General features: G+C 61.8%; 22 protein-coding genes. 9 read left to right on the top strand and 13 right to left on the bottom strand.

Going from position 1 to position 25,920, the window contains the following annotated elements; genetic code table 11:
• Positions 1 to 10: 10 nt before the first annotated feature.
• Entirely contained in the window at positions 11 to 1,006 is a 996-nt protein-coding gene (locus tag KGP25_RS06310; protein ID WP_045909610.1) for an ABC transporter permease, read from the bottom strand.
• On the bottom strand, positions 1,003 to 2,505 hold the full coding sequence (locus tag KGP25_RS06305; protein WP_223540136.1) for a sugar ABC transporter ATP-binding protein: 1,503 nt from the start codon (positions 2,503 to 2,505) through the stop codon (positions 1,003 to 1,005). Before KGP25_RS06305 ends, KGP25_RS06310 begins: the two co-directional genes overlap by 4 nt.
• A 159-nt stretch (positions 2,506 to 2,664) precedes the next feature.
• On the opposite strand from KGP25_RS06305, the gene KGP25_RS06300 reads away from it, so the two are divergent.
• The 4 genes from KGP25_RS06300 (at position 2,665) to KGP25_RS06285 (ending at position 5,419) form a co-directional block, all read left to right on the top strand.
• The gene (locus KGP25_RS06300; RefSeq protein ID WP_196345973.1) at positions 2,665 to 3,753 is read left to right on the top strand and encodes an oxidoreductase; all 1,089 of its coding nucleotides are present in this window, start codon (positions 2,665 to 2,667) and stop codon (positions 3,751 to 3,753) included.
• Positions 3,754 to 3,810: 57 nt separating this feature from the next.
• Positions 3,811 to 4,554: a 3-oxoacyl-ACP reductase family protein gene (locus tag KGP25_RS06295; protein ID WP_045909613.1), complete on the top strand. Its 744-nt coding sequence runs from the start codon at positions 3,811 to 3,813 to the stop codon at positions 4,552 to 4,554.
• A 183-nt stretch (positions 4,555 to 4,737) separates the two neighbouring features.
• The gene (locus KGP25_RS06290) at positions 4,738 to 5,043 is read left to right on the top strand and encodes a type II toxin-antitoxin system RelE/ParE family toxin (RefSeq protein WP_032649596.1); all 306 of its coding nucleotides are present in this window, start codon (positions 4,738 to 4,740) and stop codon (positions 5,041 to 5,043) included.
• Positions 5,015 to 5,419, top strand: a complete 405-nt coding sequence (locus KGP25_RS06285) for a helix-turn-helix transcriptional regulator (protein WP_045909615.1) — start codon at positions 5,015 to 5,017, stop codon at positions 5,417 to 5,419. The genes KGP25_RS06290 and KGP25_RS06285 overlap by 29 nt, the downstream gene beginning before the upstream one ends.
• Here the strand turns inward: KGP25_RS06285 and KGP25_RS06280 are convergent.
• The 7 genes from KGP25_RS06280 to entC all read right to left on the bottom strand — a co-directional run bounded on the left by KGP25_RS06280 (position 5,416) and on the right by entC (position 12,751).
• Entirely contained in the window at positions 5,416 to 5,613 is a 198-nt protein-coding gene (locus KGP25_RS06280) for a YbdD/YjiX family protein (protein ID WP_006809671.1), read from the bottom strand. The genes KGP25_RS06285 and KGP25_RS06280 overlap by 4 nt on opposite strands.
• 60 nt (positions 5,614 to 5,673) lie before the next feature.
• Positions 5,674 to 7,779, bottom strand: coding sequence for a pyruvate/proton symporter CstA (gene cstA / locus KGP25_RS06275; RefSeq protein WP_223540135.1), 2,106 nt, complete (start codon positions 7,777 to 7,779; stop codon positions 5,674 to 5,676).
• 145 nt (positions 7,780 to 7,924) lie between these two features.
• Complete coding sequence (entH, locus tag KGP25_RS06270) at positions 7,925 to 8,338, bottom strand: proofreading thioesterase EntH (protein WP_021242608.1); 414 nt, start codon at positions 8,336 to 8,338, stop codon at positions 7,925 to 7,927.
• The gene (entA, locus tag KGP25_RS06265) at positions 8,339 to 9,091 is read right to left on the bottom strand and encodes a 2,3-dihydro-2,3-dihydroxybenzoate dehydrogenase EntA (RefSeq protein ID WP_223540134.1); all 753 of its coding nucleotides are present in this window, start codon (positions 9,089 to 9,091) and stop codon (positions 8,339 to 8,341) included.
• Positions 9,091 to 9,945: an isochorismatase gene (locus tag KGP25_RS06260; protein WP_223540133.1), complete on the bottom strand. Its 855-nt coding sequence runs from the start codon at positions 9,943 to 9,945 to the stop codon at positions 9,091 to 9,093. Before KGP25_RS06260 ends, entA begins: the two co-directional genes overlap by 1 nt.
• Positions 9,946 to 9,955: 10 nt before the next feature.
• Positions 9,956 to 11,566: a (2,3-dihydroxybenzoyl)adenylate synthase EntE gene (entE, locus tag KGP25_RS06255; protein ID WP_223540132.1), complete on the bottom strand. Its 1,611-nt coding sequence runs from the start codon at positions 11,564 to 11,566 to the stop codon at positions 9,956 to 9,958.
• A gap of 9 nt (positions 11,567 to 11,575) precedes the next feature.
• The gene (entC, locus tag KGP25_RS06250; RefSeq protein WP_219368501.1) at positions 11,576 to 12,751 is read right to left on the bottom strand and encodes an isochorismate synthase EntC; all 1,176 of its coding nucleotides are present in this window, start codon (positions 12,749 to 12,751) and stop codon (positions 11,576 to 11,578) included.
• 188 nt (positions 12,752 to 12,939) lie between these two features.
• On the opposite strand from entC, the gene fepB reads away from it, so the two are divergent.
• A complete protein-coding gene (gene fepB, locus KGP25_RS06245; protein WP_223540131.1) occupies positions 12,940 to 13,899 on the top strand; it encodes a Fe2+-enterobactin ABC transporter substrate-binding protein in 960 nt (319 codons plus the stop codon).
• An 83-nt stretch (positions 13,900 to 13,982) separates the two neighbouring features.
• Here fepB and entS read toward each other — a convergent pair whose 3' ends face one another.
• Positions 13,983 to 15,218 carry an enterobactin transporter EntS gene (gene entS, locus KGP25_RS06240; RefSeq protein ID WP_223540130.1) on the bottom strand — a complete coding sequence of 412 codons (1,236 nt, stop codon included), beginning with the start codon at positions 15,216 to 15,218 and terminating at the stop codon, positions 13,983 to 13,985.
• A gap of 108 nt (positions 15,219 to 15,326) precedes the next feature.
• Between entS and fepD the strand changes: the two genes are divergently transcribed.
• Genes fepD through fepC form a run of 3 tightly spaced genes read left to right on the top strand, consistent with a single transcriptional unit; the run spans position 15,327 to position 18,111 of the window.
• On the top strand, positions 15,327 to 16,331 hold the full coding sequence (fepD, locus tag KGP25_RS06235; RefSeq protein ID WP_196345967.1) for a Fe(3+)-siderophore ABC transporter permease: 1,005 nt from the start codon (positions 15,327 to 15,329) through the stop codon (positions 16,329 to 16,331).
• Positions 16,328 to 17,320: an iron-enterobactin ABC transporter permease gene (gene fepG, locus KGP25_RS06230; protein WP_223540129.1), complete on the top strand. Its 993-nt coding sequence runs from the start codon at positions 16,328 to 16,330 to the stop codon at positions 17,318 to 17,320. The genes fepD and fepG overlap by 4 nt, the downstream gene beginning before the upstream one ends.
• Complete coding sequence (fepC, locus tag KGP25_RS06225; RefSeq protein WP_223540128.1) at positions 17,317 to 18,111, top strand: iron-enterobactin ABC transporter ATP-binding protein; 795 nt, start codon at positions 17,317 to 17,319, stop codon at positions 18,109 to 18,111. The genes fepG and fepC overlap by 4 nt, the downstream gene beginning before the upstream one ends.
• Positions 18,112 to 18,181: 70 nt before the next feature.
• Here fepC and entF read toward each other — a convergent pair whose 3' ends face one another.
• The 3 genes from entF to fes are packed head-to-tail and all read right to left on the bottom strand — an operon-like array spanning position 18,182 to position 23,458.
• A complete protein-coding gene (gene entF / locus KGP25_RS06220) occupies positions 18,182 to 22,039 on the bottom strand; it encodes an enterobactin non-ribosomal peptide synthetase EntF (RefSeq protein ID WP_223540127.1) in 3,858 nt (1,285 codons plus the stop codon).
• Positions 22,036 to 22,248, bottom strand: coding sequence for an MbtH family NRPS accessory protein (locus KGP25_RS06215; protein WP_223540126.1), 213 nt, complete (start codon positions 22,246 to 22,248; stop codon positions 22,036 to 22,038). Before KGP25_RS06215 ends, entF begins: the two co-directional genes overlap by 4 nt.
• Positions 22,249 to 22,258: 10 nt before the next feature.
• Entirely contained in the window at positions 22,259 to 23,458 is a 1,200-nt protein-coding gene (fes, locus tag KGP25_RS06210; RefSeq protein WP_223540125.1) for an enterochelin esterase, read from the bottom strand.
• 144 nt (positions 23,459 to 23,602) lie between these two features.
• Between fes and KGP25_RS06205 the strand changes: the two genes are divergently transcribed.
• Positions 23,603 to 25,852: a TonB-dependent siderophore receptor gene (locus KGP25_RS06205; RefSeq protein ID WP_196345963.1), complete on the top strand. Its 2,250-nt coding sequence runs from the start codon at positions 23,603 to 23,605 to the stop codon at positions 25,850 to 25,852.
• The last annotated feature ends 68 nt before the right edge of the window (positions 25,853 to 25,920 follow it).

Genomic DNA, 25,920 nt, shown 5'->3' with positions numbered 1-25,920 from the left:
CGTTGTGTTGTCAGCGTTTTTGTATGTACGTAATCGCCAGCGCTACCGCGAGCACCAGCCCTTTTATAATGTCCATGGCGTAATACGGCACGGAGAGCATCACCAGCCCGTTCGACAGCACGCCGAGAATAACCGCCCCGACCAACGTCCCCAGCGCATTCGGCTTGCCGGATCCGGCCAGCGAGAAGCCAATCCACGCCGCCGCCACCGCATCCATCAGGTAACCGCCGCCCGCGTTTACCTGCGATGAGCCAATGCGCGAGGCCAGCAAAATCCCGCCCAGGCCAGCCAGCAGGGAGGCAATCACGTAGGCCGCCACCTTGTAGCGGGTGGTGCGAATCCCTGAGAGACGCGCCGCTTCCGGGTTACCGCCGATGGCGTACATCCGACGACCGTGAGTGGTGAGCGACAGCCCCAGCTGCGCCAGAACCGTCACCACCAGCATGATGATCACAATCGTCGGCACCTGCCCCAGCAGGCTGAACGTCGCAGGGATGGTGCCTTCCGCCATGTCACCGCTGGGCAGCACCATGTTCTCGGTAATCGACCCGCCGTAGCTGTAGGTCATCGCCACGCCCTGGATCACAAACAGGCTGGCCAGCGTCGCGAGCATGTCCGGAATGCGCAGGATGACGATCAGAAAGGCGTTAAACAGGCCGACCAGCGTGCAGAGCGCGAGGGTGATCAGAATCGACTCGGTGGTGCCGAAGCCGTGCCAGACGAAAAGGGAAATCACCAGCGCGTTCGCCAGCGACGCGGTCGATCCTACGGAGAGATCGAACCCGCCAATGGTCAGCGATATCGACACGCCAATAGCTATCACCGTCACGATGGCAATCGAACGCAGAATATTGATGATGTTGTTTGGATCGAGGAAGCTGTCCGACGCCAGGCCAAAGACGGCCACCAGCGCGACGACGGTTAACAGCATGCCCCACTTGTAGAGAAAATCGAAAATCTGCTGACGACCAGACGCCGTCGCGTTTACTGAAAGGGCCTTGCTCACGACGCCGTTCCTCCGGTTGAATAATAAAGTAGTGTCTCTTCACGGGCCTCGGCCCCGGCGATTTCCGCCACGATGCGCCCGTCCCACAGCACGCAGATGCGGTCGCACAGCCCGACCAGCTCGGCAAATTCGCCGGAGGCGTAAATCACCCCTTTGCCCTCACGCGCCAGGCCGTCAATCAGCTGGAACAGATCGGTTTTGGCCTTCACGTCCACGCCTTTGGTCGGCTCGTCGAAGATCAGCACGCTCGCGTCATTGCGCAGCCACTTGCCGATGGCGACCTTCTGCTGGTTGCCGCCGGACAAGCGTCGCAAAACCTGTCCGGGACCGCGGGCGCGCACGCCGACGCGAGCGATCACCTCCTCCGCCCAGCGCCACGCCTGACGATGGCCGAACAGGCTCCAGCGCGAGAAGCTGTTATCGGCGCACACGGCAAGGTTCATGCTCACCGGCTCGTCGATAAAAATGCCCTCTTTGCGCCGCTCTTCCGGCACCAGCGCCAGGCCGCGCAGCACCGAGTCCGCCGGGTCGCGCGGCTGCCAGGGCTGTTGATTCAACTCACCGCGCGACACGCGGCTTTTGCTGGCGCCAAACAGCGCCTTACAGAGTTCGGTTTTGCCCGCGCCCGCCAGCCCGGCAATCCCGAGAATTTCGCCTTTGCGCAGGTGCAGGGAGATATCTTTCAGCAGCGCGTCGTCGTGCAGCCCTTCAACCCGCAGCAACGTTTCGTCGCCGTGCGGCGGCCGCGCGGGCGGGTAGATATCGCTCAGCACGTGGCCGAGCATCTTCTCGACGATCGCTTCGCCGCTGAGATCGGCCATCGGGCCGGACTCGATCAGCTTGCCGTCGCGCAGCACCGTCAGGGTGTCGCAGATGGCCTTCAGCTCGTGAATGCGGTGGGAGATAAACACCACGCCGATGCCCTGCTGCTTTAACCGTCTCACCACCGCAAACAGGCGCTCGCTCTCGTGCGCGTCCAGCGGCGCAGTGGGCTCATCAAGAATGAGAAAACGGCAGTGGTGTGACAGGGCGCGCGCCAGCAAAATCTGCTGCTTTTCGGCAAGCGTGCAGCTGTCGATGGAACGGCGTACGTCCAGAGCAACATCCAGCTGCGCCAGGGCCTGTCTCGCCTGCTGGCGGACGGTACGCCAGCGGAAGCGATGCCCCGGCTGCGCCAACTGGTCGAGCATAATGTTCTCGGCGATACTTAACCCCGGGATCAGCGCCACGTCCACCTCCTGCTGCACAAGGTGGATGCCCAGCCGTTTGGCGTCGAGCGGCTCGCGGATGCTTACCGGCTGGTTATTAATGGAGATTTCGCCCTCATAGTGGTCGTGCGTCCCGCACAGCACCGCCATCAGCGTCGATTTCCCCGCGCCGTTGGCGCCGGTCAGCGCATGTACCGATCCGCCGGTTAAGGTGAAGTTCACGCGCGACAGCGCCTGAAAGCCGGAAAAGGCCAGGCTGATACCGCGCATCTCAAGGCGACTGGAAACCATCCGCGTAAATCCTTCATAACTCTTCTGATTTATCGAATTTTTCACAGCTCCGGTTGACTGACAACGACGGAAAAGGCATAAGTTAAAGCGAAATATTATTAGCCATCCGGATGTCCAGACATAACATCGGGTTAGCGCTTGCTAAAAAAGGACAACACCATGAGCAACACCGATATCCGCGTCGTGCCTGGCCCGGCGAACTACTTCTCCCATCCCGGAAGCCTTGCGCATCTGAATGACTTCTTTACCCCGGAACAGCTTTCCCGCGCGGTGTGGATTTACGGCGAGCGCGCTATCGACGGCGCGCGCCCGTTCCTGCCGGAGAGCTTTCACGCGCCGGGGGCGAAACACCTGCTGTTTAAAGGCCACTGCAGCGAGCGCGACGTCATCCATCTGGTGAACGAATCCGGCAGTGACGCCAGCGTGGTGATTGGCGTCGGCGGCGGTGCGGTGCTGGATACCGTCAAGGCCGTGGCGCGTCGTCTGGGCGTGCCGTTCGTGGGTATCCCCACCATTGCCGCAACCTGCGCGGCATGGACCCCGCTCTCCGTCTGGTACAACGATGCCGGGCAGGCGCTGCATTTTGAGATCTTCGATGACGCCAACTTCCTGGTGCTGGTAGAGCCACAGATCATTCTCAACGCACCCGCGGAATACCTGCTGGCGGGCATTGGCGATACGCTGGCGAAGTGGTACGAAGCGGTAGTGCTTGCTCCGCAGCCTGAAAACCTGCCGCTGACCGTGCGGCTGGGCATCAACGGCGCGCTGGCGATCCGCGACGTGCTGCTGGAGCACAGTGAGGAAGCGCTGGCCGACCAGCAGCGCGGCGAACAGACGCAGGTCTTTCGGGACGTGGTGGATGCGATCATCGCCGGCGGCGGGATGGTCGGCGGTCTGGGCGAACGCTATACCCGCGTGGCGGCGGCGCATGCGGTGCACAACGGTTTAACCGTGCTGCCGCAGACGGAAAAATACCTCCACGGCACCAAGGTGGCCTACGGCATTCTGGTGCAGAGCGCCCTGCTCGGCCAGGACGACGTGCTGGCACAGCTGGTCTCGGCGTATCGACGTTTTAACCTGCCGACCACGCTTCGCGCGCTGGAGGTCGATATTCACAACCGCGACGAGCTGGATAAGGTGATTGCCCACACCCTGCGTCCGGTGGAGTCAATTCATTATCTGCCGGTGACGTTAACGCCTGAGGTTCTGCGCGCGGCGTTTGAGAAGGTGGAATACTTCAGCCGTTAATCTCCCTGACCGTCTATACCTAATGATGATTCTTACCACTCTCGTAACGAGGTCATCATGCAGATCGATTTAACAGGTAAAAAGGCGCTGGTTACCGGTGCCAGCCGCGGGTTGGGTCGGGCTATTGCACTGTCGCTGGCGCGCGCCGGTGCGGATGTGATTATTACGTATGAAAAATCTGCCGATAAAGCCCAGGCGGTCGCTGAGGAGATTAAGGCGCTGGGACGACACAGCGAAGCTGTGCAGGCCGACAGCGCCAGCGCGCAGGCGATTCAGGATGCCGTTACCCATGCGGCGCGTTCCCTTGGCGGGCTGGACATTCTGGTCAACAACGCAGGTATCGCGCGTGGCGGCCCGCTGGAATCCATGACCCTGGCGGACATTGACGCGCTCATCAACGTCAACATTCGCGGCGTGGTGATCGCCATTCAGGAAGCGCTGGTGCACATGTCCGACGGCGGGCGCATTATCAACATCGGCAGCTGTCTGGCCAACCGCGTGGCGATGCCGGGTATTGCCGTTTACTCGATGACCAAGTCTGCCCTTAACTCCCTCACCCGCGGCCTGGCGCGCGATCTGGGCCCGCGCGGTATTACCGTTAACCTTGTCCACCCCGGCCCCACCAACAGCGATATGAACCCGGAAGACGGCGAACAGGCGGAAGCCCAGCGCCAGATGATCGCAGTCGGTCACTACGGCCAGCCGGAAGACATCGCGGCGGCGGTCACCTTCCTCGCCAGCCCGGCTGCGGGGCAGATCTCCGGCACAGGGCTGGATGTCGACGGCGGGTTGAACGCCTGATCGCATATTTCCTGCAAGCCTCTGTCGCCCGGCAGAGGCCTTCTCGAGGCGCCTCGACGGTTTGCGTTTTACCTCTTACCTGTATTTTTTCTCCGCTCTACAGTACCCCATAAGAAATTCGGAATTTATCTAATAGTCTTATTATTTCCTTATATTTTGTGTGGGCGTACAGTGGAGGTACGGATGAAGATTGTCTGGTCCAATGGTGCAAAGAAGGCGTTTTCAAAGATTGAAGAGCGGTATCAGCGACGCATTGAGGTAAAGCTTACTGAGCTGGATGACCGCTCGGCTCCCCGGCCCGATATCAAAAAAATATCGGCGACAGAAGATCATTTCAGGCTACGCGTTGGCGATTACCGCATCATCTATACGCTTCGGGACGATCCCGATGACCATTGTTATGTTTTGGCCGTCAAACGCAGAACTTCAACGACTTACCTGCATGAGGAGAGTGCCACATATGGCTGTACAGCTAATCAAGGACGATAACGGGAAAACGCAGTACGCCGTTATTCCCTATCACGAATATTTTCGTATGCTCTTACAGATGTCAGAAATTGACGACGAAACCGATGACGATCTGGAGGATATTGAGGTCGAACACGATAGTCTGGATGACGTGGAATTGCCCGGAGAAGTATGCAGCATCATGACCTGGCAGAACGTCAGCCTGCAGGCCGCGTGGCGTATCCTGCGCGGGCTATCCCAGCAGGAGGTGGCGGAGAAACTGGGCATCAGCCAGTCCGCCGTGTCGCAGCTGGAAGCGCTGGACTCCCGTCCGCAAAAGCGCACCCGTGAAAAGCTGGCAGCGATCTACGGCTGCAAGCAGGAGCAGATCAGCCTCTATTTACCGAAAGAGGGTTAACAGCACTTCGCCCCGCCCTTGCCGCCGTAACGGGCGTCCTGGCGGTCACGGAAAAATTCTTCGTAGGTCATTGGCGTCTGGTCCGGATGATTGACACGCATATGCTCGACGTAGTTGTCGTAGTCCGGCACGCCAATCATCATTTTGGCGGCCTGGCCCAGGTATTTACCGGCTTTGGAAAGGGTGTCGAACATGATTCTGATCTCACAGGAAATGTAGGCCGGGTAAGGCGAAGCCGCCACCCGGCACAAAGGTTAGTGCGCCCCTTTCGCCTGGGTCACAATCTCTTCCAGGTTTTCAGGCATTGGCTCATACGGCGTCTCTTTCGCCGTTGGCGTGTCGACTTTCAATGCCGCCAGCGCGGTCTTGAGAGAATACAACGCCAGCACCACGACCACCACCATAAAGAAGATGGTCAGCCCGGCGTCCAGACGGTTGTTAAACACCAGCTGCGACAGCTGTGATTCGGTGTACTGTGCCGGGATCTTGCCGCTGTCGAGCATCGCCTGGAACTTGTTGGCAATCGCCAGGAAGCCCACCTTATTATCCGGACTGAAGGCCTTCTGCCAGCCCGCCGTCAGGGTACAGATCAGCAGCCACGCGGTAGGCACTAGCGCCACCCACGCATAGCGCTGGCGCTTCATCTTGAACAGCACCACCGCGCAGAGCATCAGCGCCATGCCCGCCAGCATCTGGTTGGCGATACCGAACAGCGGCCACAGGGTGTTAATCCCGCCCAGTGGATCGACCACGCCCTGATGCAGGAAATAGCCCCACGCCAGCACGCACAGCGCCGTCGCCAGCAGGTTAGCCGGGAGCGAGTCGGTCCGCTTCAGGTTCGGGGAGATGACGCCCAGCAGATCCTGCAGCATAAAGCGCGCCGCACGGGTTCCCGCATCCACCGCCGTCAGGATAAACAGCGCTTCAAACAGAATGGCGAAGTGATACCAGAACGACACGTCCATCAGCCCGCCCAGCGCGCCGTGGAGAATATACGCCATGCCCACCGCCAGCGTCGGCGCCCCGCCCGCGCGGGAGATTATGGACTGCTCGCCCACTTCGCTGGCGATGCTCGTCAACGTATCAGGGGTAATCGCGAAGCCCCAGCCGCTCACCACCTGCGCGGCGGATGCCACCACGTCAACGGTACCGGCCGGAGCCAGGACCGCCATCGGGCTGTTCATCGCGAAGTAGACGCCCGGATCGATAATGCAGGCGGAGACCAGCGCCATGATGGCCACGAAGGACTCCATCAGCATGCCGCCGTAGCCAATCAGGCAGGCCTGATTTTCATTCGCCAGCATCTTCGGCGTCGTCCCGGAGGCGATCAGCGCGTGGAAGCCCGACACCGCACCGCAGGCAATGGTAATAAACAGGAACGGGAAGAGATTCCCGGTCCAGACCGGGCCGGTACCGTCGATAAATTTGGTCAGCGCCGGCATGGTCAGCGTTGGGCGCATAATCAGAATACCGATTGCCAGCCCGACGATGGTGCCGATTTTCAGGAACGTTGAAAGGTAGTCGCGCGGGGCCAGCAGCAGCCACACCGGCAGCACCGCCGCCACAAAGCCGTAGCCCACCAGCATCCAGGTCAGCTGTACGCCGGTAAAGTCGAAGAACGGTGCCCAGGTCGGGCTTTCCGCCACCCAGCCGCCGGAGATAATGGCGAACACGAGCAACACCAGACCAATCACCGACACTTCACCAATGCGGCCCGGACGCAGGTAGCGGATGTAGATCCCCATGAACAGCGCCAGTGGAATGGTAAAGGCTACGGTATACGTTCCCCACGGGCTGTGGGTCAACGCTTTCACTACGATCATCGCCAGCACCGCGAGGATGATCACCATGATCATAAAGGTCGCCACCAGCGCAATCACCCCGGCCGTGGCCCCCATCTCCTCTTTCACCAGTTCACCCAGCGAACGTCCGTCGCGGCGGGTGGAGACGAACAGCACCATAAAGTCCTGCACCGCCCCCGCCAGCACCACCCCGGCGAGGATCCAGATCATCCCCGGCAGGTAGCCCATTTGCGCCGCCAGCACAGGGCCCACCAGCGGGCCTGCCCCGGCGATCGCCGCAAAATGGTGACCGAACAGCACTTTCTTGTCGGTCGGCACGTAGTCCAGACCGTCGTTATGGCGGACGGCAGGCGTCATGCGGGTGCTATCGACCGCCAGAACATTTTTAGCGATATAGCGGCCATAAAAACGATAGGCGATCAGGTAAACGCAGACCGAGGCAACGACGATCCAGAGCGCGTTGATCTGCTCCCCCCGGTTGAGGGCGATGTAGCCCAGGGCAAAGGCTCCCACAACGGAGAGCCCTGCCCATGTAAGGTATTTCCCTGAGTTGTTCATAGTTGTTGTCCGTTGTTGTGAAACAGTGAGATGTTACATTTTGTTTCTAGAACAACCGGAAAAATTTAACAACTTTGAAACGCAATAATGCGTGGTCAAACCAGAGATTTACACCACAGTGTTAAGCCGATCACTTTGATCTGAGTTAGCCCAGCACCATCGTACTCAACCGGCAGGTACAGCACCGCCGCCCCTGCTCGTCGAAAACACCAATCTCCCAGCTCTGGCTCGAACGCCCAAGATGCAGCGGCTGACACACGCCACGAACCGTACCGTGGGATACCGCCCGATGATGCGTGGCGTTCAGCTCCGTTCCCACCACGCTCTGCCCGTCGCGGGTCATCAGAAATCCGGCCATTGAGCCGAGCGTTTCCGCCAGCGCCGCCGAGGCCCCGCCGTGGAGCAGGCCAAACGGCTGATGGGTACGCGCATCCACCGGCATCTCCGCTTCCAGCGCGTCATCCCCGAGGCGGGTATAGACGATGCCCAGGTTCGCCACCAGGGTATTCACGCTGGTGGCGTTCAGTTCCTCAAGCGATAAATGACGTTTCCAGATCATTTACGCCCCCAGCGTGGAGCCGCCGTCCACCACGATATCCTGCAGGGTGATATGGCTGGCGGCATCGGAGGCAAGGAACAACACCGTGCTGGCGATCTCCTGTGGACGGGCAATTTTGCCCAGCGGAATACCGAGCTTAAACTGCTCGCCGAAGCCGCGAATGCGCTGCTGCTCCGCATCGTCGCTTTTCCACAGGGTGCGCTGCATATCGGTGTCCGTTGAGCCCGGCGACACCAGATTGCAGCGCACGCCGCTGCCTGCCAGCTCCAGCCCAACGGTCAGAGCCAGACTTTTCAGCGCCGCTTTCGATGCGCCATAGGCGCTCATGCCGATGCGCGGCGTGTGCGCCGCATCGGACGCCACGGTAACAATCGCCCCGCCCTGCTGACGGCGGAACTGCCCCATGGTCTGCTGGAACAGATTGAACGCGCCGCCAACGTTGACCGCAAAGGTGTCCTGCCAGTCCTTCTGCGAGAGCTGGTCCGTCGCCCCCATGCGCAGAATGCCCGCCGCGTTGACCAGCACGTCCAGCCGTTCGAGCGAAGCCAGCACGCGCCCGCACACCTCATGCACCTGCGCGGCATCCGCCACGTCCAGCGTTTCGGTGGTAAACGGATAGTGATCCTGCGGGAAGGCCAAATCGAACCCGGTCACCTGCGCGCCGGCTTCGGCAAATGCCAGTGCGGTCGCGTAGCCAATCCCCTTCCCCGCGCCCGTCACCCAGACGGTTTTACCGGTGAAATCCCATCCCATCACTTCACCTCGCGGGAAAGCAGCGCCCACCAGGCGTCGAGGGTCGGATTTTTCGCCAGCATCACGAAGTCGATATCGCCGTGTACTTTGCGCCAGCGGGCGGCCAGCGCCATCATGCGCACTGAATCCAGGCCGTAGTCGATCAGGTTTTCGTCATCCATCGGCTCGTCGGACTCGTCCAGCAGCGGCAGAATAAGCTCGCGCAGTGCGGTCTTCGAGGCCGGAACGGACGGCAGTAGTTCGTCGGTCATCACCACGCGGCCCGAGCGTCCGGCCACATAGTTCAGCGACATCAGGTGCTCGTCACGGGTGAAATCCGCCAGCGCGTCGGCAATGAAGAACGGCTTAATGTCGCGCATAAAGGCGTCGGTAGCGGTGGTCATGCAGCCGATGTGGGCGTACACGCCGGTAATCAGCAACTGGTTGCGGCCCGTCTCTTTCAACATCTGCTCCAGCGGCGAGCGGTGGAACGCGCTGTAGCGCCACTTCACCAGCACCGTGTCCGCTTCGTCCGGCGCCAGCTCGGCGACGATGCGCTGCTGCTCCGGCGAACGGGTCAGGCCCGGGCCCCACATGTCGTTCAGCAGGGCGCGATCGTCGTCGCTCTGCTCTTTTGGCTGCGCGGTGTAGTACACCGGGATATTGTGTTCTTTGCACCAGGCGCGCAGTCTGGCGATGTTCGCCACCACCTGCTGCATCATCTCGCTGTTTTCGCCCCAGAAGTTCAGGAAATACTCCTGCATATCGTGGATCAGCAGCGCTGCGCGCTCGGGCTCAAACGCCCAGTTCACCTTGCTGGTCGGCAGCTCTGCGGCGGTCGGCAGCGCGTAAGCGGTTAATTTTGGAATGGCCATACTCTGTTCCTCAGCCCCGGGCGCGTTCAGCAAGCCACAGGCGCAACTGTTTCTTATCGACTTTGCCGACCGGCGTCAGCGGGAGCGCATCCACGCTCTCCACGCGGTCCGGCAGCTTAAATTCGGCAACGCCCTGCTCGCGCAGGAAGCGACGCACCTCCACCGCGCGCAGGGGCTGTTTCACCACCAGATACGCGCAGCTCTTCTCACCCAGCAGGCTATCCTCCATGCTCACCAGCGCGGCGTGGATCACCGACTCATGGCGCAGCAGCAGGTTCTCGATCTCTTCGGCAGCAATCTTCTCGCCGCCGCGGTTGATCTGATCTTTCTCGCGCCCCTGCACGGTGATGTAGCCCTGCTCGTCAATGGCGATCAGATCCCCGGAGCAGTAAAAGCCGTCGGCGTCGAAGGCGCTGGCGTTGTGTTCCGGGCTGTTGAAATAGCCGCGGAAGGTGTACGGGCCACGCGTCATCAGGCGCCCGACTTCCCCGCGCGGCAACGGGTTGCCGTGCTCGTCCGCCACCCACACTTCGTCGTCCGGGCACATCGGTCGGCCCTGGGTGTTGATGATGCGTTCCGGCGCGTCGTCGAGCGCGGTGTAGTTCACCAGCCCTTCTGCCATGCCGAACACCTGCTGCAGCTGGCAGCCAATCTCCAGCGGAATGCGCGCCGCGAGCGTGGATGAGAGCCGTGCGCCGCCCACCTGGAGCAGCTTCAGCGACGCAAGCTGCGCTTTGCCCGCGCCGTCGGCAATCGCCTGCAGCCAGAGGCTGACCGCCGGCGGGACCAGCGAGGTGACGTTAATCTGATGCTGTTCGATCAGCGGGAAGCAGAGCGTGGCGCTCGGATCGTTCGCCAGCACCACGCAGCCGCCCGCGGTAAAGACGCCCAGCGAGCCCGGCGAGCTCATGGCGTAGTTGTGCGCCGCGGGCAGCGCGTTCAGATACCGGGTGTGCGCAGTGATACCGCAGATCTCGTTGCTGCGGCGAATGCTGTAGTCGTAGTCGTTATGCGTCCGCGGGATCAGCTTCGGCGTGCCGGTGCTGCCGCCGGAGAGCTGGAAGAACGCCACTTCGTCGGCGGGCGTCGGGTCAGGGATAAAATTGTCCGCCGGGCGCGCAATCGCCGCGTCCAGGGCATATTCACCCTTATCGCCGCGCAGGAGCACGACGCGCACCGAGCGATGTTCATCCACAAAGGCATGAAGAAAATCATCGCCCGCAAACAGCGCATGGTCGCGATCGGCGATCAGCACGGCGGGATTGATCTGCGCCGCGTAGGCGTTCAGCTCGCTGCGCTGGTGGCTAAAGAGCGCGTTGACCGGCGCGACGCCGATTTGCAGCAGCGCGAAGAAGGTCATGTAGAACTCGGCCACGTTGCCAAGCTGCACCAGCGCCGTCTCGCCACGCTGCAGTCCACGCGCCTGAAGGGCTGAGGCCAGGTTGTTTACGGCCTGATTCAGCGCGCGGTAGGTAATGTGGCGATCGCCATCGATAATCGCCACCGCATCGCTGTCCGCCCGATCCGTCAGGATGTGGGTCAACGGCAGATCCTGCCAGTAGCCTTTTTCACGGTAGCGGCGGGCAAATGCCTCAGGCCAGCGGGTAAAGGGAATGGTCATGAGTCTTCCTTAGTGCAAACCAAACACGTTGAGCATGGTGGAGAGCTTCACGCCCGTCTCGCGCCACTCGCCCACCGGGGAGGAGGCAGGCACAATGCCCGCACCGGCAAACAGGCGAACGGTATTTTCACGAAGACGCGCGCAGCGGATGGTCACCACCCACTCACCGTTGCCTTCGCTGTCGCACCAGCCAACGATGCCGCCAAACAGCTCGCGGTCGAACGGCTCCAGCTCGGCAATCAGCTCTTTCGCCGCCTGATGCGGGAAGCCGCTCAGCGCCGGGGTCGGGTGCAGCAGGCAGGCCAGGGTCAGGGCGTTCTCGTTTTCACGCGCCTCGCCTTCCACCGGCGTCGCCAGATGCCACAGCGTCGGCGTGGTAATCAACTGAGGAGAATCAGGCATGCTGAGATGGTGGCTGCGCGGTGCCAGAATGGCCTTCATCGCCTGGGTGACCAGGTCGTGCTCGTGACGGTCCTTTTCGGAGGCCAGCAGCTTGTTGCCCGCTTCGCGATCCAGCACGTCGTCCGGCTGACGGCGCGCGGAGCCTGCCAGCGGCAGCGAGCTAAAGTGCGCCCCCTCTTTACGCAGCAGCAGCTCCGGGCTGGCGCCCAGCAGCACGCCGCCGTCTTCCAGCGGCACGTGGAAGTTGAAGCTCGCCGGGTTCTGGGCGATCAGGCGCTCCATCAGGGCACCGCTGTCCATGCGTTTGTCGGTCGCGATATCAATCAGGCGCGACAGCACCACCTTGTTCACCTGCGGCGTGGCGGTCAGCGACGCGGCGCGAGCGACCATCTCTTCGAAGACGGGCTGCGGCGGGATCTCGGTGCGTTGTGCCACCTTCAGCGCCTGCGCGCCGGAAAAATAACGTGCGGACTGCTGACGTGCGGGACGGGAAAAGGTCTCCCAGCGTTGCGGAATAAACAGCGACGAGGGCTTGCGGGTGTCGAACGGGATCGCCCCCACCATCACCGGGTGAGCAATACCGCTGGCTTTTGCCGTGCGGAAGGCCTGGGCTAATTTTTGCTGGAAGCGACCCGCCGGATCGTCACCGCCGACGGCGGGTTCACTGAAGCGGGCAAAGCAGCCGGACGTGGTAAAGCTGCGGTAAGGCGACATAAAGAAAAAACGGTCTGATTCCAGCGTGGTTGCGGCGTGCTGAACTTCCTCAGCCAGGGACGTATCCATATCATCCTCCTCAAAATGATAAAAGAAGCAATAATGATTATCATTTATATTTTCGTCGGCTAACCTAATCCCACATCGCTTCGCTGTCAACCGTCGGGCAAATAACTTGTGCGACAAAAGCTTGCATCCCGGTGCGGTAACTATGAAAATGAGAAGCATTATCTTCAACGAAAACAGGATCCCGCGCTGTGAAATTCCCTGCCGTTTTCCGTAATCCCCTGCTTTTATTATCACTTTTTGTTTTAGGACTTACCTCAGCCGCTGCCGCCGACTGGCCACGTCAGGTGACTGACAGCCGCGGGGTACATACCCTTGAGCACAAACCGACGCGCATTGTCTCCACCAGCGTGACCTTAACCGGCTCCCTGCTGGCCATTGACGCACCGGTCGTCGCCAGCGGCGCGACCACGCCAAACAACCGCGTGGCGGATGGACAGGGTTTCCTGCGCCAGTGGGGCGATATCGCGAAGCAGCGCAAGGTAGCGCGGCTGTACATTGGCGAGCCGAGCGCCGAAGCGGTAGCCGCGCAAATGCCGGACCTGATTTTGATCAGCGCTACCGGCGGGGATTCCGCGCTGGCGCTGTACGATCAGCTTTCCGCCATTGCGCCGACGCTTATCATCAACTACGACGACAAGAGCTGGCAGGCGCTGCTGACCCAGCTGGGCACGATAACCGGACATGAAAAGCAGGCCGCCGGGCGCATAGCCGCGTTTGATACGCAGCTCGCGCAGGTGAAACAGCAAATGACGCTGCCGCCGCAGCCGGTGAACGCCATCGTCTACACCGCTGCCGCGCATTCCGCCAACCTGTGGACCGCCGAATCGGCGCAGGGCAAGCTGCTGCACCAGCTGGGCTTTACGCTGGCGGACCTGCCTGCCGGGTTGCAGACCTCAACAAGCCAGGGCAAGCGCCACGACATTATCCAACTGGGCGGTGAAAACCTGGCGACGGGACTGAACGGCGAAGGGCTGTTTGTGTTTGCCGGTGACGAGAAAGACGTGGCGGCGATTTACGCTAACCCACTCCTGGCGCACCTACCGTCGGTGAAAAACAAGCGCGTGTGGGCGTTAGGAACCGAGACGTTCCGCCTGGATTATTACAGCGCGATGTTGGTGTTGCAGCGTTTAGAGGCAATTTTCGGGTAATGCATGCGCCCGGTGGCGCTTCGCTTACCGGGCCTACGGGTGCAAAATGTAGGCCGGGTAAGGCGCAGCCGCCACCCGGCAAATCACACAGGGGCACTCTCCTGCCTGAACCGCCGCAATTCCACCAGCGCCACTAACAAAATCCCACCAACCATCGCTAACACAAACCCGCTGCTGCTCGCCGACGCCACCGGGCTCATTATCGCCCCCAGCCCGCCGAGGATCGCCGCGCCGATGGCATCGCCCGTGACGTTCTGCGCGGTCCACAGGCCGTTGATGCGCCCGAGCATCCCTTCCGGCGTCTGGGTCTGGATCAGGGTGTACTGCAACAGCGAGCTGATGGCGCTCAGCCAGCCAAAGATCACCAGACACATCACCCCGAGCGCCCAAACCGGCATCAGGCTGAAGAAGCCAATGGCGATAAACGAGGCCAGCGTGGCAAGCAGCATAATCAACCCCGGTCGCGCGCTCTGCGCCAGGTTGCCGCTGGTCAGCGCCCCGCAGGCCGCGCCGAGCGGAATCGCGGCGTACAGCAGGCCAATCTCCGAGGCGCTCATCCGCCACTCTCCCGCTAACGCCGGATACAGCACGCGCACGGCGCTCGCCATGGTCAGCAGGCCGCCAATCAGCGCAATGCCGCCAATCAGCGGGTTACTGAACAGAAAACGAATAGCAGCCATCAGTGATGTCAGCGGATGCTCGCGCGGCTGCGGCGGGGGTGGCAGCAGCGGCAGGCGCAGCAGCGTCAGCGTGGTGATAAACGTCCCCGCCGCTGCCAGGCCGTAGTTCCACGCCACGTTGCCGGTTGCCAGCAGCAGGCCGCCGACCATCGGCGAAATCACCGAGCCAAGGCGCACGGTGAGCATGGTGATTGCCCCCGCCTGCATCAGGTTCTCGCGCCCGACCAGCGCGGGCGTCGCCGCCAGCAGCGCCGTCACGCCTAAGGAGGCAAAGAAACCGTCCCACAGCCCGAGGGCATATATGGCCATCAGCGACGGCTCCGGCAGCATGGCGTTCAGACACAGCCCGATAAAGCCCACGCCGCAGGTGCCGCGTGCCAGCAGGATCAGCTTTTTACGCTCGTAGCGGTCCGCCAGCACGCCGCCGACCATCAGACCGATAAACATCGCCCCGCCGGTTAACGTCACCGATAACCCCACCAGCCAGCTGGAGTGCGTCATAGTCTGGATCTGGACCGGTACGGCCACGCCGAGCAGGCCGAGGGATAAAATGGAGATAAAACGAGCGATAAAGACGGCGCGATACGCCGGGTGTGTTTTGAGCAGGCTGAGGTTGAGCAGCCAGGATTTTTGATTCATGACAAAGCCTTGAGTGTAATTCTACCCATTCCATGGGCGCACATGCTAACATAGCCAAATAAGATAGATAACGATAATCACTATCATTATCAAATCATGGATGTTGCTATGTCGTTTTCCTCTTCTTCGGTGCGCGCCATTGCCGTGCCCGTTTTATTGCTGCTATTGAGCCTGGCGATTGCACTCAGCCTGCTGGTCGGCGCGAAGCCGCTGCCCGCCTCCGTTATCGTTGATGCGCTCTCCGGCACCTGTCAGAGCGCCGACTGCGTCATCGTGCTCGACGCCCGCCTGCCCCGCACCCTTGCCGGACTGCTGGCCGGCGGCGCGCTCGGCCTTGCCGGTGCGTTGATGCAAACCCTTACCCGTAACCCGCTGGCGGACCCCGGCATTCTCGGCGTGAACTCCGGTGCCAGCTTTGCCATCGTGCTCGGCGCGGCGCTGTTCGGGTTAACGTCGCCCTCTGAACAGTTGGTGATGGCCTTTTGCGGCGCGCTGGCCGCCTCGCTGGTGGTGGCGTTTACCGGCAGCCAGGGCGGCGGACAGCTGAGCCCGGTACGCCTGACGCTGGCGGGCGTGGCGCTTGCCGCGGTGCTGGAAGGCTTGTCCAACGGCATCGCCCTGCTCAACCCGGACGTTTACGACCAGCTGCGCTTCTGGCAGGCCGGCTCGCTGGATATCCGCACCCTTGAAACCCTGAGAGTGGTGGCGATCCCGATGATGATTGCCGCCGCCGTAGCGCTGTCGTTAAGCCGGGCGCTCAACAGCCTGAGCCTCGGCAGCGACACCGCCACCGCCCTCGGCAACCGCGTGGCGCGCACGCAGCTGACGGGCCTGCTGACCATCACCGTACTGTGCGGCAGCGCGACCGCCGTGGTCGGGCCGATTGCCTTTATCGGCCTGATGATGCCCCATATGGCGCGCTGGCTGGTGGGGGCGGATCACCGCTGGTCCCTGCCGGTGACGCTGCTGGCCACGCCTGCCCTGCTGCTGTTTGCCGATGTGCTGGGCCGCCTGCTGGTTCCCGGCGAGCTGCGCGTCTCGGTGGTCAGCGCCTTTATCGGTGCGCCGGTGCTGATCTTCCTGGTACGACGCAGACGCGGAGGTGGCGCATGATGGCTCCCTCCCGGCGTTTAGTCGCCTGCGTCTCCCTGCTGGTTATCGCCATTCTGCTGCTGGCAACGTTGAGCCTGCGCAGCGGCGCGGTGACGCTTGATTTCACTCAGGTGCTTAACGCCCTTCTCGGCAGCGCGCCGCGTAACATCACTCTGGTTGTCACCGAATGGCGACTGCCGCGCGTGGCGGTGGCCATTCTGGTGGGCGCGGCGCTCGGCGTCAGCGGTGCGATTTTCCAGTCGCTGATGCGCAACCCACTCGGCAGCCCGGACGTGATGGGCCTCAATACCGGGGCCTGGAGCGGCGTGCTGGTGGCGATGGTGCTGTTCGGGCAGCACCTGACGGCCATCACCTTTACGGCGATGGCGGGCGGCATTCTGACGTCCTTACTCATCTGGGCGCTGGCCTGGCGCAACGGCATCGACACTTTCCGGCTGATCATTATCGGTATCGGCATCCGTGCGATGCTGATGGCCTTCAATACCTGGCTGCTGCTGCAGGCCTCTCTGGAAACGGCGCTTTCCGCCGGGCTGTGGTACGCGGGCTCCCTCAACGGCCTGACGTGGGGCAAAACCTGGCCCGCGGCACCGCTGATTGTGCTGATGTTTATCGGCGCGCTGCTGCTGGTACGGCGCATGCGGCTGCTGGAGATGGGCGACGACAGCGCCTGCGCGCTGGGCGTGGGCGTTGAGCGCTCGCGCCTGATGCTGATGCTGGTCGCCGTACTGCTGACCGCCGCCTCCACCGCCATCGCCGGGCCGATATCGTTTATCGCCCTTGTCGCGCCGCATATCGCACGACGTCTAAGCGGGACGGCGCGCTGGGGATTAACTCAGGCGGCGCTGTGCGGCGCGCTGCTGCTGCTGGCCGCCGATCTCTGCGCCCAGCGGCTGTTTATGCCTTACCAGCTTCCAGTGGGCGTGGTGACCGTCAGCCTCGGCGGCATTTACCTTATCGTCTTGCTCGTTCAGGAGTCACGCAAGAAATGACAGATTCAACCACCCGCTTGCGCGGCGAAAATCTCACCCTCGGTTACGGCAAAAAAATTATTGCCCGTGATTTATCCGTCGCCATTCCGGACGGCCACTTCACGGCGATTATCGGCCCGAACGGCTGCGGAAAATCGACCCTGCTGCGCACACTGAGCCGCCTGATGACGCCGGTTGCGGGGAGCGTGCTTCTCGACGGCGAGCAGATCCAGCGCTTCGCCAGCAAAGAGGTGGCCAGGCGCATCGGGCTGCTGGCACAAAACGCTACCACGCCGGGGGACATCACGGTGCAGGAGTTGGTCTCGCGGGGGCGCTATCCGCACCAGCCGCTGTTTACCCGCTGGCGCAAGGAAGATGACGAGGCGGTGAACCGCGCGATGCGGGCGACGGGCATTACCGATCTCGCTCAGCAAAGCGTGGATACCCTTTCCGGCGGCCAGCGTCAGCGGGCGTGGATCGCGATGGTGCTGGCGCAGGAGACCTCCATCATGCTGCTGGACGAGCCGACGACCTGGCTGGATATCAGCCACCAGATTGACCTGCTGGAGCTGCTGAGCGAGCTGAACCGCACGCAGGGGTACACCCTTGCGGCGGTGCTGCACGATTTAAACCAGGCGTGCCGCTATGCCACGCACCTGATTGCCTTGCGAGACGGGGAGATTGTGGCCCAGGGCGCGCCGAAGGAAATTGTTACGCCGGAGCTGATCGCGCGGATCTACGGCCTGCGGTGCATGATAATCGACGATCCGGTAGCGGGAACGCCGCTGGTGTTGCCGTTAGGTCGACGGTAATTGCCGGGTGGCGGCTACGCTTACCCTGCCTACACTCGGCTCCCGTAGCCGCCACCCGGCGCTTTTGACGTTACCCCAAAATATTCTTCAACACCGGCCCTATCTTCTCAAACGCCTGCGGTGAAATGATATCCACGTGGGCGCAATCCTGGCTGTACACCTCAAGCTCCGACACCCACGGCGCCCACGCGGCCTGCGGATCCATGGTTCGCGTGCGCTCGGCGACAAACAGCGTCGCTTTGCCGTCAAAGCGCGCGCTGTGTGCCGTGGTGAGCAACCGCACCGCGTCGGCGTAGTTGCCTTCAATGGCGTTAAACAGCTCGCTGGAGCCCTGCCCCTGCTGGGCGGCGATAAACGCCTGACGTTCCCGCTCGATCTCTGCCAGCACCGCCGGGTCGAGGCCGTTAGCCTCTTTTTCCGCCCAGTTCTGGGTTTCCGGCGGCCAGGTATCCAGCAGGCCGAGGAACGACACCGCTTCACCCTGCTCGCGCAGGCGGGCCGCAATCCCCTGCGCCAGCGTGCCGCCGAGGGAATAACCGAACAGGTAATACGGCCCCTGCGGCTGCTGCTTACGTAACGTAAACAGGTGGCGCTCAATCACCCCATCCAGATCCGCACACTGCTGCATCGGCCCGTCCAGGCGCGGCGACTGGATGCCGACGATTGACCAGCGCGGGCTGAGGTAGCGCGCCAGCACGCTAAACTGCCAGGCGAAGCCGGATGCCGGATGGAAGCAGAACAGCGTCGGGCCGTCGCCCTCACGCAGCGGCAGAAGCGTTTCATACCCCAGGCGCTGCGCCTGCTCGTCGCTCATCTGCGAGTCCAGCAGGGCGCTAAGCTTGCTGACCGTCGAGGCGACCATAATCTGCCCCGGCGTGACCTTGCGGTTGAACGCACGGCTGAGCTGCGCCGCCAGACGCATAGCCAGCAGCGAGTGGCCGCCGAGGGCAAAGAAATCCGCCTCAATGTCGTTGATCTCGCAGCCCAGCAGCGCGGCAAACGCCTGCGCGACGGCGATTTCGGTTTCGCTTTCCGGGGCCCGTCCGGACGTTTTACCGGTCAGTTCCGGCAGCGGCAGCGCCTTGCGATCGAGCTTGCCGTTGGCGCTCAGCGGCAGCGCGCTGATTTGCAGCAGCACCACCGGCACCATATGCGGCGGCAGCTGGGTTTTGAGCGATTCCAGCAGCGCGTCGCGGTCCAGCGGTAAGCCGGATTCAGAAACCACGTACCCCACCAGCTGGCGGGCATCGCCGCCCGTTGCCGCCGCCTGGTTGAAGACGCAGGCGTGCGCCACGGCCTGGGCCACGTCAGGCAGCGAGAGCATCGCCCGGTCGATTTCACCCAGCTCGATGCGCTGGCCGCGAATTTTAAGCTGGTCGTCGCTGCGGCCCAGATATTCCACCGCGCCGTTATCCAGCCAGCGGGCAACGTCTCCGGTGCGGTACATCCGCTCGCCCGGCGCAAACGGGTCGGCGATAAAGCGGCTGGCGGTGAGATCCGGACGGCCAAGATACCCCTGCGCCAGCTGGATGCCGGTGAGGTAGAGATCGCCCGCCACGCCGAACGGTACCGGGCGCATCATCGCATCCAGAATGCGCAGCCCCGTATTCCACACCGGGAAGCCGATCGGCACGCTGTTGCCTTCCACCGCCGCCAGCTCAGGCCCAAACGCCGGATACCAGCTGACGTCTACTGCCGCTTCCGTCGGGCCATAAAGATTGTGCAGCGGCACGCGGGTCAGCTGTTCCCACTCGCGGCAAAGCGCCGTCGGCAGCGCTTCGCCGCTGCAGAACACTTGCTTCAGCGTTTTGCAGCAGGCGACGTTTTCCGGCGTCAGCGAGGCGACAAACGCCGCCAGCATCGACGGCACGAAGTGGGTAGTGGTCACGCCATAGTGGGCGAAGAAACTTTGCATCGCCTGCGGATCGCGGTGCGCGTCCGGCTCGGCCATCACCAGCTTCGCCCCGGCGATAAACGGCCACCAGAACTCCCACACCGACACGTCAAAGCTGCACGGCGTTTTCTGCGCCACTACGTCAAACGACGTCAGTGGATAATGATCCTGCATCCACTTCAGGCGGTTAACGATGGCGGTATGGCCGACCATGACCCCTTTTGGACGCCCGGTCGAGCCGGAGGTAAAGATGATGTACGCCGTCTGCTCCGGCTTCGCCAGCCGCAGCGGCTCAGCACCCGCGGCCGGTAATAGTGTGTTGTAACTAAACGTCTCGACGGAGAGATCGCTAAAGCGCGGAAGCTGTTCGTCAGTGGTAATGAGCAGGGACGGCTTCGCGTCCTCGAGCATCATCCGCAGGCGATCGTCCGGGTAGCCGGTGTCGAGCGGTAGCCACGCGGCGCCCGCCTCCACAATGCCGTGCAAGGCTAACGTCAGGAATACCGAGCGCGGCAGGGCCACCGCCACGCTGTCGCCCGGCTTCACGCCGCGCGCGCGCAGCAGGTTTGCCAGCGCGACGACCTGATCGCGCATCTGGCGATAACTGAGTTCAACGTGCGCATCCGCCAGCGCCGGGGCGTCCGGCGTTTTGCTCGCCTGTTCCGCCACCAGATCCGAGAGCGTGCTGGACGGCAGCGCCAGTCCGGTATCGTTGATGCGCGCGAGCTTAGCGTATTCCTGCTCTGAAACGGTTTCCACCTCGCTGCAGCGCAGGTCCGGATTGACCGCAAATTGCCTCAGCATCGCGTTCAGCCGCGCCACGTGACGCGTCAGCGTCGCCTCGTCGTAGCGCTGTTTATTGGCGAGGATCTCAATGCTCAACCCGCCCTGCTCGTCCGGGAACAGCGCCAGTTCCAGATCGTTCACCGGGCCGGTCGCCAGCGTGTGGGTGATGGCCTCCACGCCGTCGATATCCAGCTGGTAGTCGAACACTTTCACGTTCAGCACCGGGCCGAACAGCGCTTCATCGCCCGCCGCTTTCCCACTGTCGCGCACGATCTGCTCGGCGTCGTAGCGCTGGTGGCGGCGCATTTTTTTCAGCTGGTTCGCCAGGCGCAGCGCCAGCGAGGGCAGGCTCTCCTGCGGATCGATATTGACCGCCAGCGGCAGGACGTTAAGCACCGGCCCGGTCGCGGTCAGGGCTGCGGACCCCATCCTTCGCATAAAGATGAACCCGGCGGCGTATTCCAGCCGTCCGGTGAGGCGCCCCAGCCACAGCGCCACCAGCGCAAGCGCCAGGTCAGTGCGCTGTACCTTTTCTGCCGCCTGCGCAAGCTGGCTAAAAGCACGACCGTCGGCAGCGATTTTCAGGCGCAGGATATCCGTTGTCGCGGCACGACCCGGCAGCGGCGCGGAGGAGAGCGAGACCGGAGAAGGCAGCTGTTTGCGCTGTTCGGCCCAGAACGCGCCGTCGCGCGGGTACGCCTCGCTGTCGCGATAGCGCTGATACTCGTCCACCACCTCTGCGAATGGCGTAAAAGGTGATTCCGGCGTGGGGCCGCCCTTTTTCCACGCGGCATAAATCGCGGCGATCTGGCGGGTTATGGCCGGGAAGCTGAAGCCATCCACCACCAGATGGTGATAGCGCTGATACCAGTACCAGTGGTTGTCACCGACCTGAATCAGCTGGTGAAACGCCAGCGGCTGACCGCTGTCGACGCGCAGGTTCTGGTTAAGATCGGATTCCATCAGCGCCACGGCGGCGGCGTGAGAATCAACGCGAACAATGGACGGTTCCGGCAGAATGAAGGTCTCATCCACCCACTGCCACACCTCACCGTTTTCTTCTGCAAAACGCATGCGCAGGGTATCGGCCTGCAGCATGCCTTCCGCAATGGCTTTAACCAGCAGTGGCGCATCGATATTGCCTTTCAGCTCGGTGTAGTGTGCCACGCTCCAGGCGTTTGGCAGCGTGGACAGCTGTTCCGCCATCCAGATCCCCGGCTGGGCGGCGACGAGAGGAAGGCGGTTCATGCGTTCTCCCCCACAAAGTAAGACGGTTCAAGCGTCCGCCAGCGTTCCGCCAGCCACTGCTGGCACGCCTCCTGCGACTGTGCTTCGCACATCACGCGCCACCCTGCCGGCAGTTCGCACTGCTGCGGCCACAGGCTGTACTGCCCCTGGTCGTTTTGCAAAATGGCGAACTGTCCCTGCGGATTATCGAAAGGATTGCTGAATTCCATACAGACTCCGTTAGTGAATGAGCGGCTGCCAGAGGGTCATCAGCCCCTGCGTCAGCCCACCGCGCCAGCAAAGCGCATCGTGTCCGCCGTCAACCTGACGCCAGATAACCGGTTGGTGTGTGTGCAGTTCGGCGTAAATCGCCTGATTCGCGCGGAAGATGAGCGGCTCGTTGCGCCCGGCTTCAAGAATGATGCGTAGCCCGCGAGGAGATATTTCACCGGCTTTAAGTTGTTCGATTAACAGCCCGTCCTGCTGGCCGCCGCGGTGTGGCCACCAGTAAGAGCCGGACTGGCTAAGCACGCAGCCAAAACGCTGCGGCCAGTGGAGGCCAGCATAAAGCGACGCGAGACCGCCAAAGCTCTGGCCAGCCACCACCGTACGGTCGGCGCGGTCGCTAAACGGCACGCGTTTTTTAACAAGGGGGAGAAGTTCTTCCTGCACCGCCAGCCAGAAATCGGGATTGCACGGCAGCTCGCGGTTCCGATGCTCCATGTCGATAACATCGATTAAGACGTAGACCGCAGGCGGTAATTTGCGCTCGGCGGTGAGCGACGCCAGTGCAGGCCAGACCGGCATGCTTTCGGCCCAGAACTGCCCGTCGAGCAGCACCGCCAGCGGGCGTTCCGGGCTATGATCCCCGGTAGTGAAAATCCAGACGCGACGGCGATTTTTCAGGCGCGCGCTTTCCCACTCAATGCAGACTGGGGGCTGATACGGCGTATCGGGATGATTCCACCCCGGCTGAACGGGCGCGCCCGGCATCTCCAGCGCGGAGACGGCATGGCCGCGCCCGCCGCGCCAGCTCTGCGGATTCAGCGGGTCTGAAACCGCGTGCGGCAGCAGCTTGCGCCACCCTTCGCGCAGCGCCATGCGCTCCGGCTGCTCGCCTTCAAACACGACGCTGGCAAAATCGTTTTCATTCACGGAAGGGATAAAACAGTAGCTTCCGCGCCACTCGGGGCTGAACTCGCCCTGCCACTGCCAGACGTCGGTATCGGGAATGCGTTCGAGAGACTGCGGGCGGGTATTTTGGTGGTGATCGGTCACGCCGGTGATGTAGAGCCAGACGCGTTTGATCGGTGACGTTATTTGCGTTCCTGCCGGATCACGCCACCAGAACGTGACGCGATAGTTTCCCTTTTCCGGCTTCCATTCAGGCCCGTTTTTCGACTGCCACCACGCTTCACTTCCCGTTGTTAACGCCGTCACCCTTATAACCTCATGTTTAACAGTCTTTTTTGTTTCAGAGCAAATTTTATTGATAATATTATTGATAACTATTTGCATTTGCAATAGCGTAGTGCCCGCGCTGTGGGAAGCGCTCATAAAACAACCACAAAAGCAGGACGTACAATGAATAAGAAGATTCACTCTCTGGCCTTGCTGGTCAATTTAGGGATTTACGGCGCCGCGCTGCCCGCTCTGGCAGACGACAACACCGCCTCTGCGCAGCACGAAGACACGATGGTGATCACCGCCGCCGAGCAGAATCTGCAGGCACCGGGGGTATCGACCATCACCGCCGATGAGATACGTAAAAACCCGCCCGCGCGGGACGTGGCGGAAATCATCCGCACCATGCCGGGCGTTAACCTGACCGGTAACTCCACCAGCGGCCAGCGCGGGAATAACCGTCAGATTGATATCCGCGGCATGGGGCCAGAAAACACCCTGATCCTGATCGACGGCAAGCCGGTGACCAGCCGTAACTCTATCCGTCTGGGCTGGCGCGGCGAGCGTGATACGCGCGGCGATACCGGCTGGGTGCCGCCGGAGATGATCGAGCGCATCGAAGTGATCCGCGGTCCGGCCGCCGCGCGCTACGGCAACGGTGCGGCTGGCGGCGTGGTGAACATCATCACCAAAAAATTCGACGACCAGTGGCACGGCTCCTGGAACACCTACCTGAATGCGCCTGAGCACAAGGATGAAGGTTCCACCAAGCGCACCAACTTCAGCCTGAGCGGCCCGCTGGGCGGCGACTTCAGCTTCCGCATGTTCGGCAATCTGGACAAAACCCAGGCCGACGCGTGGGACATCAACCAGGGTCACCAGTCTGACCGTACCGGTGCCTACGCCGACACGCTGCCTGCTGGCCGCGAGGGTGTAGAAAATAAAGACATCAACGGCGTGGTGCGCTGGGACTTTGCGCCGATGCAGTCTCTGGAATTTGAGGCGGGCTACAGCCGCCAGAATAACCTCTACGCCGGTGATACCCAGAACACCAACAATGACAACAGCTCCAGCGGTCTGGTGAAAAAGAACTACGGCAAAGAGACCAACCGTATCTATCGCCAGAACTTCGCGGTGACCTGGAACGGCGGCTGGGATAACGGCATTACCACCAGCAACTGGGCGCAGTACGAGCACACCCGCAACTCCCGTCTGGGCGAAGGGCTGGCGGGCGGTCTGGAAGGCCTGTTCAACAGTAATAAATTCACCGACACCGATCTGGCCGACGTGATGCTGCACAGTGAAATCAACCTGCCGATTGATTTCCTCGTTAACCAGAACCTGACGCTCGGCACCGAGTGGAATCAGCAGCGCATGAAGGACTCAACCTCCTTCACCCAAACCCAGCAGGGCGGCACCATTCCGGGCATGAGCAATGACCGCAGCCCGTACACGTCGGCAGAGATTTTCTCTCTGTTCGCCGAAAACAACATGGAGCTGACCGACAGCACCATGCTGACCCCTGCCCTGCGCTTCGACCATCACACCATCGTCGGCAACAACTGGAGCCCGTCACTTAACCTGTCGCAGGGTCTGGGGGATGACTTCACGCTGAAGATGGGGATCGCCCGCGCCTATAAGGCGCCGAGCCTGTACCAGACCAACCCGAACTACCTGCTCTACAGCAAAGGCCAGGGCTGCTACGCCAGCTCCGACGGCGTGGGCTGTTACATGATGGGTAACGACGACCTGAAGGCCGAAACCAGCATCAACAAAGAGATTGGCCTGGAGTGGAAACACGACGGCTGGCTGGCGGGCGTCACCTGGTTCCGCAACGACTACCGCGACAAGATTGAAGCGGGCTACGCGCCGATTGGTCACACCTCTTCCGGTAAAGTGCAGACGGATATCTACCAGTGGGAAAACGTACCGAAGGCGGTGGTTGAAGGCCTGGAAGGCTCCCTGAACGTGCCGGTCAGCGACACGATTAACTGGACCAACAACATCACCTACATGCTGCAGAGCAAGAACAAGGAGACCGGCGACCGTCTGTCGATCATTCCGGAGTACACGCTGAACTCAACCCTGAGCTGGCAGGTGCATCAGGACGTGTCGCTCCAGTCGACCTTTACCTGGTACGGCAAGCAGCAGCCGAAGAAGTACAACTACAAAGGTCAGCCTGTCACCGGGTCTGAGAAAGACGAAGTCAGCCCGTACAGCATCGTTGGTCTGAGCGCAACCTGGGACATGACCAAAAACGTCAGCCTGACCGGCGGCGTGGATAACGTCTTCGACAAGCGCCAGTGGCGCGCGGGTAATGCCCAGACCACGGGCAACGCCACCACCGGTGCGTATATGTACGGCGCGGGGGCTTATACCTATAATGAGCCAGGCCGCACGTGGTATATGAGCGTGAATACGCGTTTCTGATAAAGGCAACAACGCCTCCCTCTCCCTGTGGGAGAGGGCTGGGGTGAGGACGAGGTGAAAGCAAAACG

Source organism: Enterobacter sp. JBIWA003 (genome assembly GCF_019968825.1).
Classification (GTDB): Bacteria; Pseudomonadota; Gammaproteobacteria; order Enterobacterales; family Enterobacteriaceae; genus Enterobacter; species Enterobacter quasiroggenkampii.
The sequence above is the reverse complement of the archived record's forward strand: the minus strand, read 5'-3'. Positions and strand labels throughout refer to the sequence as shown.

Excerpts from the sequence above, each read along its gene's own strand:
- KGP25_RS06305 (WP_223540136.1), bottom strand. The coding sequence starts at position 2,505 with ATGGTTTCCAGTCGCCTTGAGATGCGCGGTATCAGCCTGGCCTTTTCC.
- KGP25_RS06300 (WP_196345973.1), top strand. The coding sequence starts at position 2,665 with ATGAGCAACACCGATATCCGCGTCGTGCCTGGCCCGGCGAACTACTTC.
- KGP25_RS06295 (WP_045909613.1), top strand. The coding sequence starts at position 3,811 with ATGCAGATCGATTTAACAGGTAAAAAGGCGCTGGTTACCGGTGCCAGC.
- KGP25_RS06290 (WP_032649596.1), top strand. The coding sequence starts at position 4,738 with ATGAAGATTGTCTGGTCCAATGGTGCAAAGAAGGCGTTTTCAAAGATT.
- KGP25_RS06285 (WP_045909615.1), top strand. The coding sequence starts at position 5,015 with ATGGCTGTACAGCTAATCAAGGACGATAACGGGAAAACGCAGTACGCC.
- KGP25_RS06280 (WP_006809671.1), bottom strand. The coding sequence starts at position 5,613 with ATGTTCGACACCCTTTCCAAAGCCGGTAAATACCTGGGCCAGGCCGCC.
- cstA (WP_223540135.1), bottom strand. The coding sequence starts at position 7,779 with ATGAACAACTCAGGGAAATACCTTACATGGGCAGGGCTCTCCGTTGTG.
- entH (WP_021242608.1), bottom strand. The coding sequence starts at position 8,338 with ATGATCTGGAAACGTCATTTATCGCTTGAGGAACTGAACGCCACCAGC.
- entA (WP_223540134.1), bottom strand. The coding sequence starts at position 9,091 with ATGGGATGGGATTTCACCGGTAAAACCGTCTGGGTGACGGGCGCGGGG.
- KGP25_RS06260 (WP_223540133.1), bottom strand. The coding sequence starts at position 9,945 with ATGGCCATTCCAAAATTAACCGCTTACGCGCTGCCGACCGCCGCAGAG.
- entE (WP_223540132.1), bottom strand. The coding sequence starts at position 11,566 with ATGACCATTCCCTTTACCCGCTGGCCTGAGGCATTTGCCCGCCGCTAC.
- entC (WP_219368501.1), bottom strand. The coding sequence starts at position 12,751 with ATGGATACGTCCCTGGCTGAGGAAGTTCAGCACGCCGCAACCACGCTG.
- entS (WP_223540130.1), bottom strand. The coding sequence starts at position 15,218 with ATGAATCAAAAATCCTGGCTGCTCAACCTCAGCCTGCTCAAAACACAC.
- fepD (WP_196345967.1), top strand. The coding sequence starts at position 15,327 with ATGTCGTTTTCCTCTTCTTCGGTGCGCGCCATTGCCGTGCCCGTTTTA.
- fepG (WP_223540129.1), top strand. The coding sequence starts at position 16,328 with ATGATGGCTCCCTCCCGGCGTTTAGTCGCCTGCGTCTCCCTGCTGGTT.
- fepC (WP_223540128.1), top strand. The coding sequence starts at position 17,317 with ATGACAGATTCAACCACCCGCTTGCGCGGCGAAAATCTCACCCTCGGT.
- entF (WP_223540127.1), bottom strand. The coding sequence starts at position 22,039 with ATGAACCGCCTTCCTCTCGTCGCCGCCCAGCCGGGGATCTGGATGGCG.
- KGP25_RS06215 (WP_223540126.1), bottom strand. The coding sequence starts at position 22,248 with ATGGAATTCAGCAATCCTTTCGATAATCCGCAGGGACAGTTCGCCATT.
- KGP25_RS06205 (WP_196345963.1), top strand. The coding sequence starts at position 23,603 with ATGAATAAGAAGATTCACTCTCTGGCCTTGCTGGTCAATTTAGGGATT.